Origin of the sequence: uncultured Campylobacter sp. (assembly GCF_938017705.1) — a bacterium.
GTDB lineage: Bacteria > Campylobacterota > Campylobacteria > Campylobacterales > Campylobacteraceae > Campylobacter_B.
Map to the genome: position 1 here is coordinate 1 of NZ_CALIIS010000218.1, position 10988 is coordinate 10988.

General features: G+C 46.1%; 9 protein-coding genes. 8 read left to right on the plus strand and 1 reads right to left on the minus strand.

What is annotated here, in order from left to right:
• From Q0605_RS09940 to Q0605_RS09950, 3 genes are all read left to right on the plus strand, one after another.
• Positions 1–2240, plus strand: a 2240-nt coding sequence (locus Q0605_RS09940) for a hypothetical protein (protein WP_298706649.1), incomplete at its 5' end; no start/stop codon positions are given.
• Positions 2241–2290: 50 nt separating this feature from the next.
• Entirely contained in the window at positions 2291–3964 is a 1674-nt protein-coding gene (gene ilvD, locus Q0605_RS09945; RefSeq protein WP_298706651.1) for a dihydroxy-acid dehydratase, read from the plus strand.
• A gap of 376 nt (positions 3965–4340) precedes the next feature.
• Positions 4341–4499 carry a hypothetical protein gene (locus Q0605_RS09950; RefSeq protein ID WP_298706653.1) on the plus strand — a complete coding sequence of 53 codons (159 nt, stop codon included), beginning with the start codon at positions 4341–4343 and terminating at the stop codon, positions 4497–4499.
• Positions 4500–4516: 17 nt separating this feature from the next.
• Here Q0605_RS09950 and Q0605_RS09955 read toward each other — a convergent pair whose 3' ends face one another.
• Positions 4517–5782, minus strand: a complete 1266-nt coding sequence (locus Q0605_RS09955; RefSeq protein WP_298706654.1) for a 3-isopropylmalate dehydratase large subunit — start codon at positions 5780–5782, stop codon at positions 4517–4519.
• A gap of 97 nt (positions 5783–5879) precedes the next feature.
• On the opposite strand from Q0605_RS09955, the gene Q0605_RS09960 reads away from it, so the two are divergent.
• The 5 genes from Q0605_RS09960 to Q0605_RS09980 all read left to right on the plus strand — a co-directional run bounded on the left by Q0605_RS09960 (position 5880) and on the right by Q0605_RS09980 (position 10664).
• Positions 5880–6404: a nitroreductase family protein gene (locus tag Q0605_RS09960; protein WP_298706656.1), complete on the plus strand. Its 525-nt coding sequence runs from the start codon at positions 5880–5882 to the stop codon at positions 6402–6404.
• A 5-nt stretch (positions 6405–6409) separates the two neighbouring features.
• Positions 6410–7732, plus strand: coding sequence for an NFACT RNA binding domain-containing protein (locus tag Q0605_RS09965; RefSeq protein WP_298706658.1), 1323 nt, complete (start codon positions 6410–6412; stop codon positions 7730–7732).
• Between the two features lie 49 nt (positions 7733–7781).
• On the plus strand, positions 7782–8546 hold the full coding sequence (locus Q0605_RS09970; RefSeq protein WP_005872778.1) for a phosphatidate cytidylyltransferase: 765 nt from the start codon (positions 7782–7784) through the stop codon (positions 8544–8546).
• On the plus strand, positions 8540–9640 hold the full coding sequence (dxr, locus tag Q0605_RS09975; protein ID WP_298706660.1) for a 1-deoxy-D-xylulose-5-phosphate reductoisomerase: 1101 nt from the start codon (positions 8540–8542) through the stop codon (positions 9638–9640). The genes Q0605_RS09970 and dxr overlap by 7 nt, the downstream gene beginning before the upstream one ends.
• A gap of 76 nt (positions 9641–9716) precedes the next feature.
• On the plus strand, positions 9717–10664 hold the full coding sequence (locus Q0605_RS09980) for a DUF3137 domain-containing protein (protein WP_298706662.1): 948 nt from the start codon (positions 9717–9719) through the stop codon (positions 10662–10664).
• The last annotated feature ends 324 nt before the right edge of the window (positions 10665–10988 follow it).

Consider the following 10988-nt stretch of genomic DNA (forward strand, 5'->3'; position numbering starts at 1 on the left):
AAAGTGCCGAAAACACGAGTAAAAAAGATGCAGGCAAAAGGCTAAATTACGCAAATTTTAAAAATGAAAACGGCTGGTATATTTTACTAGACGAAGCACATAAAGGGGACAGCACCGATTCCGTGCGAAAGGGCTACATAAACGAACTGGCAAGCGGTAAAAAAGACGAATTCCCTCGCGGATTTATCTTAAATTTTAGCGCGACTTTCACGGACGAAATTGATCTAAAAACCTGCGCATTTAACTATAATTTACAAAAATTTAACAACCAAGGCTATGGCAAAAATATCGCGATATTTGAAAATAAGCTAAATTTAGATGATTTAGAGCAAATTTTGCAAAGCTTTATAATCTTTACGTCGATTAAAATTTCAAATCGCCGAATTTCGCGAAGATTATCAGATGCCCTTTATCATGCGCCGCTAATCATCGCTGTATCGGACAAAGTAAATACGCAGGATGCCGGCATAAAACAGTATTTTGAGGCTATTTGCAAGGTGCTAACAAACGACGTAGATATCCCTAAAATAGTTGAAAATTTAGTCCAAATTTTAAATCAGCTTGAATTTATTTTCGGCGGCGAGAAAATTGGCGATGGATTTATAAAAATAGTTAAAAATATCGATGCAAAAACTATGCGTGAAGAGCTATTTTACGCACAAGGTATTTCAAGTTTAGAGGCTTGCATAATCAAAGGCAATGATAAAGAGGTAGCATTTAAAAGTAAAAACGCCGGTAAGCCCTTTATGCTACTAAACATCGGCGATACGAAAGGCTGGAAAAAAGAGTATCTAAACGAGCTTGGCGTGCAAAGTGAAATCGATGTAGATAGCGGTTTTTTCGCACATATTAACGAGCAAAATTCTCCGATAAATATAATGCTCGGAAGCAAAGTTTTTAGCGAGGGCTGGGATAGTAACCGCGTAAATTTGATAAGTTTTATAAATATAGGCTCGCGCTCGGCCAAAAAATACGTAACGCAAACGATAGGACGAGGCCTTAGAATCGAACCTTTTAAAAACGAACGACAGCGTTTGCGATACACGAGTAAATTTGCAGCTTTGGAATTTGATGAAAAAGAGAGGTTAAAAGAGCTTGCAAGTGGTCCAGAAACACTTTTTGTTTTTGCTAGTGACCCAAAAGCGATAGAGGCTATTTTGAGCGAATTGGAGCAATTTAAAACCGGTGAAATTTTAAAAGGTTTTAAAAAATCGCAGACAATCAAGCCGTTACTTTTACCTCAATACGAAGATGAAGTCTGCGAATCAAAGCCCTATGTAATTTCACGCCCCGATTATAAAAATTTAAACAAGTTTATAAACTCTTACGATTTGGACGTTTTACTACTTAGCTCGGAGTTAAAAAGTCCCGATTTAGGACTTAGCACAATAAATAAAACGCTTAAAAAAGACGAAAAATTTATAAAAATTAGTGGAGCGACCGAAAAATTTCAAAACCCGAAATTTGCACTATGCGAAATAGATAAATTCCGTAAATTTAAAAGTAAAAAATTAAAAGGTTTTAAAGAGGTTGAAAATGAAATTTCTCATTTTACAAAATTTAGCACGACGTTTGACAAAGACGAAATATCAAAGATTAACGAAGCGATTTTAAATTTATTGAAATCTAAAAGTGAAGATGAGCTTATAGATGAGTTAGAAAGCAAAAAAATTACGTCGAGAGAGTTTGCTAGTTTAATAAAACAAAATAAAAAGGATTGTGAAATTTTAGGCTTTAAGTTAGATGCTAATTTGGCTCGCCATTACTATAATCCACTTGTGATAGATGCCGATAATAAAGCGCAAATAGTATATGCAATAAGCGAAAAAAGCGAGATAGAATTTTTGAAAGATTTAAAGACTCATACAAAAGCGCTTGATGACTTTGAATGGAATTTTTGTAAAATAGTTCAAAACGTAGATGAAATTTACGTGCCGTATTTTGATGAAGAAGAGCAAATTTGGCGTAAATTTTATCCCGACTTCATATTTTGGCTAAAACAAGATGAGATTTACGAGATAGTTTTCGTCGACCCAAAAGGTCTAAAACACGGCGAAGGTGCGAGATTTAAAGCAAATGGGTTTGAAACGATTTTCGGCGGTAAAAATTTAGAATTTAATGACAATAAAATTATTGTAAAACTCGCCTACTACAATAAAGACCTGCACATCCCACAAGGGCTTGAAAAATATGTTTTTTCAAGCATAAATGAAATTTTCAAAACCGAGCGGAAAATTTAGTTTTATTTAGTTACAATCGGCACAAAAAATTTAATTAAAAAGGATCAAATTTGAGAAGCGACATCATCAAAAAAGGCTATACGCGCGCGCCGCACAGAAGCTTGCTAAGAGCGACAGGGCTAAAGGACGAGGACTTTGAAAAGCCATTTATCGGCGTGGCAAACAGCTTCATCGAGATCATCCCGGGGCATTTTTTCCTCAACAAATACTCCGAAATTTTAAAAGACGAGATCCGCAAAAACGGCTGCGTACCCTTTGAGTTTAACTGCATCGGCGTGGACGACGGCATCGCGATGGGACACAGCGGGATGTTATATAGCCTGCCTAGCCGCGAGCTCATAGCAAACTCGATCGAAACGGTGATGAATGCGCACGCCCTGGACGCTCTCGTCTGCATGCCAAACTGCGATAAAATCGTGCCAGGCATGGTGATGGGCGCGCTTCGCGTGAACGTGCCGACGGTTTTTGTTAGCGGCGGTCCGATGAAAAAGGGCTACACTAAAAAAGGCGAGCCGATCGACCTATCTACGGCGTTTGAGGCGGTGGGTAAATTTGAAACCAAAGAGATTAGCGAAGAGGAGCTAAAAGAGATCGAGTGCAAAGCCTGTCCGAGCGGAGGCAGCTGCTCGGGGATGTTTACGGCAAACTCGATGAATACGCTGTGCGAAGCGATGGGTATCGCGCTAAAAGGCAACGGCACCGTACCGGCGCTTACGCCGGAGCGCGAGGAGCTTATCAGGCAGGCTGGACGTCGCATCTGCCAAATCGCGCTCGATGAAAAATACAAAATCCGCAACATCGTGAACGAAAAATCGATCCAAAACGCCCTCGTAGTCGATATGGCGATGGGCGGCAGCAGCAACACCGTGCTGCATATCCTGGCTATCGCGCGCGAAGCTGGGGTAAATTTACAGATCGCAGGGCTCAACGAGATCAGCCGCAAGATCGCGCATATCGCCAAAATCAGCCCGAGCCTACCAAACGTGCATATGGAGGACATCGACCGCGCGGGCGGCCTAAGCGCCGTGATAAACGAAATTTCGCACCGCGACAACGGACTACTGGGTTTAGACGCGCTAACGGTGAGCGGCGAAAGCCTGGGCGAGCGTGTCGGAGCTAGCGTCATAAAGGACGAATCGGTCATCCGCAAGGTCGAAAACGCCTACTCGCAGGTCGGCGGGCTGGCGGTTTTGTTTGGAAATTTAGCCGAGCAGGGCTGCGTCATCAAGACCGCGGGCATCATCGGCGAGCGCAAATTTAGTGGCAAGGCCGTGTGCTTTAACAGCCAGGACGAGGCGATAGAGGGGATCTCAAGCGGCAAGGTAAACAAAGGCGACGTAGTCGTCATCCGCTACGAAGGGCCGCGCGGAGGCCCTGGCATGCAGGAGATGCTAAGCCCAACGTCGCTCATCATGGGGCGCGGTCTGGGTGCGGACGTGGCGCTGATCACGGACGGCAGGTTTAGCGGCGCGACTAGGGGGCTAAGCGTCGGGCACGTGAGTCCCGAAGCTGCCGAGGGTGGTATGATCGGACTGCTAGAGGACGGCGACATCATCGACATCGACGTGGATACATACGCGATAAACGTACGCCTAAGCGAAGCCGAGATCGCTGCGCGCAGGGCTAAATTTAAGCCAATTGAAAAACCACTACCGTACCGCTGGCTGCGAATGTATCGCAAGCTGGTAACAAATGCTAGCAACGGAGCGATTTTGGAGGCGTAGGGCGCCTTAAATTTTAAACATACCGCTGTAATTTTGCTCAAATTTACGGCGGTTTTGTTAAATTTACGCGTAGGCTTTCGGCTCTAAATTTTAAAATTTAACCTAGGCGAACGCTTGGTACTTATCAATGTAAGCGCCAATGGGATATCTATTTGAAATTTTACTTATTACACAAACAAGCCGAGCGAAGCGGAAACCTAAATTTAAACTCTGCACGTCGGCATTTTTTAAGCATAAATTTTACTCTAACGCACTTGTTAAAGTAAAACTCTGCCAAGTAGAATTTCAAAATTTACGTGATTGCACCGATAGTGGCATTTAAAATCCGCAAGATTTTAATAACAAAGCCTCGCGGTGGGTGAAAGCGGAATTTATAATGAAGAAATTTTGTAGATGGCGAGGTGAAATTTCGCCGCAAAATTTCAACAACAAAGCCAGCCGTCCTCACCATTTTTTTATACTCGCCAAGCTTTACGACGCTATCGAATTTTGTATTTTATCCCTTAAAATTTACGACGCAAGCGGATTAAAATAAAAGGCGGCTTTCTAAACTTACAAATCCCTCGGGTCGGCGATCTTGCCTGCGACGGCGCTAGCTGCGGCGACGGCGGAGTTTGCCAGATATACTTCGCTCGTTCTGTCGCCCATGCGACCGACGAAATTTCGGTTAGTCGTGCTTACGCAGCGCTCGCCCACGCCCAAAATCCCCATATATCCGCCCAAGCACGCGCCGCAGGTCGGGTTGCTCACGACTGCGCCCGCTTCGACGAAAATATCCCACAGCCCCTCTTTTTGCGCTGCCAGAGCGATTTTTTGCGTCGCAGGCGTGATGATGAGGCGGGTTTTGCGCGCGACCTTGCGACCTTTTAAAATTTGCGCGGCGATCCGCAGATCGGAGAGCCTGCCGTTGGTGCAGCTGCCGATAAAGACCTGATCGACGGCGATATCATCGCGCACCGCCTCGCGCACGCTCTTGCCGTTGCTAGGCAGAAACGGATACGCAATCACCGGATCAAGCTTGCTAACGTCGATCTGCAAAATTTGCTCATAGTTCGCGCCCTCGTCGGAGTAGTGAAATTTCGGCTCAGCGCGCAAATTTTTATCTGCCAAAAATTCCTTCGTGATCTCATCGACCGCGACGATACCGCTCTTGCCGCCCGCTTCGATCGCCATATTGCAAAGCGAAAATCTACTATCCATATCCAGATGCTTAAGCGCGTCGCCGCAGAACTCCAAAGCCTTATAGCGCGCGCCGTCCACGCCGATGAGGCGGATCACCTCTAAAATTAGATCCTTGCCGTAGATGTGCGGCGCGGGCTTGCCGCGAAAGATCACTTTGATCGTAGGAGGTACTTTAAACCAATTCTTGCCCGTTATCATCGCGAAAGCTAGATCGGTGCTGCCCATACCGGTCGCAAATGCCCCCAGCGCGCCGTGGGTACAGGTGTGGCTATCCGCGCCGATGATGACGTCGCCGGGCACTACGAGCCCCTTTTCAGGCATCAGCGCGTGCTCGATACCCATATCCTTTTCGTCGAAATAATTTTTCAAATCGTGCTTGTAAGCAAACTCGCGTGAAATTTTAGCTTGGTTTGCGCTTAAAATGTCCTTCGTAGGGATGTAGTGATCCATCACGATCGCAAAGCCGTCCGGGTTGGCGAGCTTTTTCGCGCCGCTAAGCTCAAACTGCTTGATCGAAATCGGCGTCGTGATGTCGTTGCCGATGACCATATCTATGGCGCTTTCGATGATCTGTCCCGCAAAAACCGCCTCGCCCACGTGCTCGCTAAAAATTTTCTCCGTGATCGTCTGCTTCATAAAATCTCCTTCGTATCGGTTAAATTTGCGCGATTTTAGCTAAAAAATCATAAATTTTTGCAATTTTATGTATAATTGAGCCGCAAGGAGCGAGACGATGGAAATTTTAGATATTTTTGCAAACCGCAGAAGCGTAAGAAAATATACGGATACGCCGCTTGAGGACGAGGCGCTGGATAAAATTTTAAAAGCGGGCTTGCTTGCGCCGTCGGGGCATACACGCCGCCCGTGGGAGTTCATCCTCGTGTGCGACAAACGGATGCTTGAGCGGCTAAGCGCGTGCCGTAGCAGCGGAGCGAATATGCTAAAACAGGCCGCGGCCGCGATCGTCGTGATCGCAGATGAGCAGAAGCAGGACGTCTGGATTGAGGACTGCTCGGTAGCGCTAGGCTACATGCACCTTGCCGCAAGTGCGCTAAATCTCGGCAGCTGCTGGGTACAGGTAAGGCTGCGTGCCGCCGCGGACGGACGCAGCTGCGAGGAGTTTTTGCGCGAGGCGCTGGGCTTTCCGCCAAATTTCAAAGCAGAAGCGATACTGGCTCTCGGCGTGCCGCAACAGCGCCCGAGCCCGCACGATCTGCAGAAGTTAAATTTAGCCAAAATCCATAAAGAGAAATTTTAACGCGTATGAAGTATCAAAACTTAATTCAAATTTGCGAGTATCTACGCGCCAAACGCTTCCTTTCGCACATTAAGCGCGTAGGAGATAACCTTTTTAAAGTCTGCTTTGACGGCAACGAGACACTGTTTTTTGATATGAATAAATCGGGCTGCAATATCCACGAAAATGACGCTTTTACCGAAGGTAAGGTTTACGCGGCGCCCTTTGACGTGTTACTTGCCAAGCGCTTCGTAAAATCGCGCATTACCTCCGTTAGCGTGCCAGAAAATAATAGAATTCTATACCTTAGCGTAAGCCAAAACGCAAGCTACAAAACCCAAAGCTCAAATATCTACTTCGAATTTACCGGGCGATTTACCAACGTAATAATCACCGATGAAAACGATGTGATTCTAGAGGCGCTGCGGCACTTCGAGACGGAATTTAGACAGATTAAGGTAGGAAGAAAACTTCGCCATCTGCCGCCTGCAAATATTAAAGAAGCCCCCGTGCCAAAAATTTCGGACTTTAAAGCATTTTTTCGCGCGGAATTTAACGCGCTAAATGCGGATCGCTTAAACTCGCTCAAATCCGCAAAAATCACGGCGCTAAATAAAAAGCTAGACTCGGTGCGCGAGGCTTTAGGCTCTTTGCAAAGCAGCGCTGAACTACTGCGAAGCGCCGAGCTTTTAGGTGCGAAAGCTGCCTTGCTAAAAGAAAATATCTATAAAATTCCAACTAGCGCGCGAGAATTTACGCTGCAAAAAGGAGACGCCGAAGCGGTAGAATTTAAACTGCAAAAGCCTGCAAGCGCCACTTTGGGCGAGCTTTACTCCGAGGCAAAGCGTCTGCGCCAAAAGGCTGCTAATATCCATATCGAAGAGCAAAATTTAAAGGAGAAACTCGCGTTTTACAAGAATTTAAAATCGCTCGTCCTTGCCGCACAGGACGCACACGAGATCGAAATTCTAATGCCTAAGCGCACGCAAATTAGGCAAAAAAGCAAGGAAAAAAATAGCGAATATGTAGCGAGCTTTTATCTCGGGGATTTTAAAATCAGCGTCGGTAAAAACGAAAAAGGCAATGAGTTCTTACTAAAAAATAGCTCCAAATCCGACTATTGGTTTCATCTTAAGGACACTCCAAGCGCACACGTCATCGTAAAGACAAATAAACAAAGTCTAAGCGAAGAGGTGATTGAATTCGCCGCTAAAATTTGCGTGAGCTTCAGTGCAAGCGGCAGCGGAAAATATCTCGTCGATTACACCAAACGTCAAAATGTCAAAATCAACGAAGGTGCTTTCGTAAACTACGTAAATTTTAAAACAATCAGCGTTTTAAAGCCGTAATAAGCGAGCTTGCGATATAATTGCTCAAAATAAATTCCAAGGAAATTCTATGAAGCAAAGAATAATCACGGCAAGCATTTTACTCGCCGTATTTTTGGCTCTAATTCTCATAAACGCTAGGTGGCTAAATTTCGCCGTATTTGCGCTGATACTCGTGCTGGCGTTTTTTGAAAGCCTCAAATTATGGGGTCTAGAGGAAACTAGCAAAAAGTGGCTCGCGCTGGCGATCGCGTTTTTTGCGCTGCTACCATTTACGCAGACCGATGAGCCCTTCGTCTCAGCGCTAAAAGTTAGCATCCTGATGATCCTATGCGTCGCCTCTGTCGTAGCCTTTACCAAGGGCCCTAGCCTAAAGATCACGCTTCCTTTCATCTATCCCGTTGCGCCGATATTTTTTATGTGGGCGGCTTACGATGATTTTGGGGAAGTTTTTCACTTCGTTTGGCTGATCTTCATTATCGTAGCTAGCGATAGCGGCGCATATTTTATCGGAAGGGCCTTCGGCAAAACTCCACTAAGCGCTAGCTCGCCGAATAAAACCGTAGAAGGCGTGCTAGGCGGATTAGCGCTCGCGCTTATAGTTAGCCTCATTTATGCGCGCATCTTTACCAATATGCCGCCGCTTGAAATTTTAGGCAAAACCATCATCATAGCAATTTTTGGCGTATTCGGCGATCTGTTTGAAAGCTACCTAAAACGCGCGGCGGGTCTTAAAGACAGCGGCGCGCTCTTTCCCGGACACGGCGGGATCTTAGACCGCATCGACGGCTATATGTTCGGCGCAATCGCGATGGCGATAGTCTATTCATGGTAGTTTTAGGCTCCACGGGCTCTATCGGCACAAACACCCTAGACGTAGCCGCGCGTAGCGGCAGTATGATCGAAGCGCTTAGCTGCGGGCGCAATATCAAGCTTTTAAACGAACAGATCGCAAAATTTCACCCTCGTCTCGTCTGTATCGCGGACGCGCAGCAAAAAAGCGAGGTAGATCACGAGCGCGTATTTTGCGGCGCGGATGGAATTTTGCAGATGCTTGCAGAGTGCAAAAGCACGACCGTAGTAAACGCTCTCGTAGGCTTTGCGGGTATGATGCCCAGCCTAAAAACCCAAGAGCTCGGCAAAAGGCTCTGTCTAGCTAACAAAGAAAGCCTCGTCGTCGGCGGGAAATTTCTGCAAACGGATAAAATTTACCCGATCGACAGCGAGCATTTCGGACTGAAATTTTTACTTAGCAACGCCAAAATCCCCGTTTCTCGCCTAATCATCACGGCTAGCGGCGGCGCGTTTTACGACGTGCCGTTAACGCAGCTGGGCTCGCTCACGCCGCAAAACGCCCTCAAACACCCCAACTGGAAGATGGGCGCGAAGATCACGATCGATAGCGCTACGATGGCAAATAAGCTCTTTGAGGTGATCGAGGCGTTTTGGCTCTACGGCACGCGCGAGATCGATGCGCTCATCGAGCGCACCTCGCAGATCCACGCGCTAGTCGAATTCACAGACGGCTCTACGACGGCGCACATTAGCAGGGCCGATATGCGCCTAGCCATCGCGCACGCGATGTTTAGCGGCGACGTGCGCGAGCAGATCACCGCGCCCGTGGATCTGTGCGCCCTGCGACCGATAGAATTTAAACCGATCGACGAGATGAAATTTCAAATCTTTACCCTCAAAGACGCACTGTTAGAAAACCCCGATCTAGGCGTCGTCATCAACGCCGCAAACGAAGCGGGCGTAAATGCGTTTTTGCAGCAGCGCTGCCGCTTCACCGACATTGCGCGCGTCGTGCTGAAGTGCGCGGAGAAATTTAACTCGCCTAGCGTGACGGATGCGGACGCGCTTGCGGCGGTGGATGCGAGCGTGCGAGCGTATGCAAACGAACTGCTGAAATTTAACGGGGAGCTTTAGGCCTAGCTTTGCCCGCTTAAATTTAATATTAAATTTGAGCTATCTTGCCGCAAGCAGTGAAATTTAGGATCAAAAATTGCTAGACGTACAAACTATCGTAAATTTGGAAAAAGAGCGCCGCAAGCTGCTGCAAAGCCGTATAAAATGGAAAATAATAAGCCTGCTTAAAGCCTGTGCGATATTTATCCCGCTGATTTGTTTGATGATATACAAGGTCCGCGGAGAGAAAATATCTTTTGAGCTGCTATCGGAAATTTTATTTGATCTAATAATGCTGTACTTTGCATATGGGTTCTTTTACGAAAAAACCTACAAAGTCAAAACGCGAGAATTCGCGCTACAATACAAAGCCCTCTACATAGCACCCTACGTCGAAAATCTAGGATACAAATACAACAGATTTGGTGCCGTAGCTTTGGAACAAGATATTGAGCATAGCGGGCTTTTTGGAGAATACGCGAACTTTGGCGGAGATGATTTGATATTCGGAAACATAGACGGCGTAGATTTTAGCTTCGGCGATATTTGGCTATCAAAAGACTTCGATAAAAAATTTTTGGTTTTGGCGTCTAAAAAGAAATACATTGAACCGTTCCAGGGTCTTTTTTTTGTGGCGGATTTTCATAAAAAGATCGGATCTGATGTTTTTATTCTCCCCAGCATAACGAAGCTGCAAACCTTCGCCTCCGAAAGCAATGCGTGGCTTCGCAAGATGGATAACGCAAAATTCGACAAATCCTTCGCGGTCTATGCGAAAGACCCGCTCGCCGCTGCGTATGTGCTAACGCCGGCGCTGATGGAGAAAATTTTATTTTTAAAAATGCTTACGAAATCATACATTGAACTTAGCTTCAGAAAAAACAAAATTTATATAAAAATACCTCGTCTATACGATAGCTTTGAGCCTGATCTAAATAGGCCAATACGCGGTGATAAGCTCGCGAGCAAGATACAAATCGATCTGGATGCGATGCTGCAAATCGTAAAAATTCTAAAGTTGAATGAAAAAATTTGGACGTCTTAACGGGCGCAAGGCGGAGCGAGACAAGCGGGGCAAAATGAGGTAAGGTGTGGCGAACAAACGGAGCGTGCAGCTCGCGCAAGGAGCCGTAAATTTTAGCGAGATCCAAGCAGTACGCACCAAAATCGCGCCATATCTGGCGTAAATTTACGCTGTGCCGTAAAGTTGCGCCGTTAAATTTAATAAATAGAGGTTTGGCGTGGATATTAAAACCGTCATAGAGTTAGAAAAACAGCGCAAACGGCTTAAGAAAAGTCGCAAGTTTTGGAAAATTTTAAGTTATCTCGTAGCGTTCGTGGTTTTCGGTCCGATGCTTGCGCTCGCATT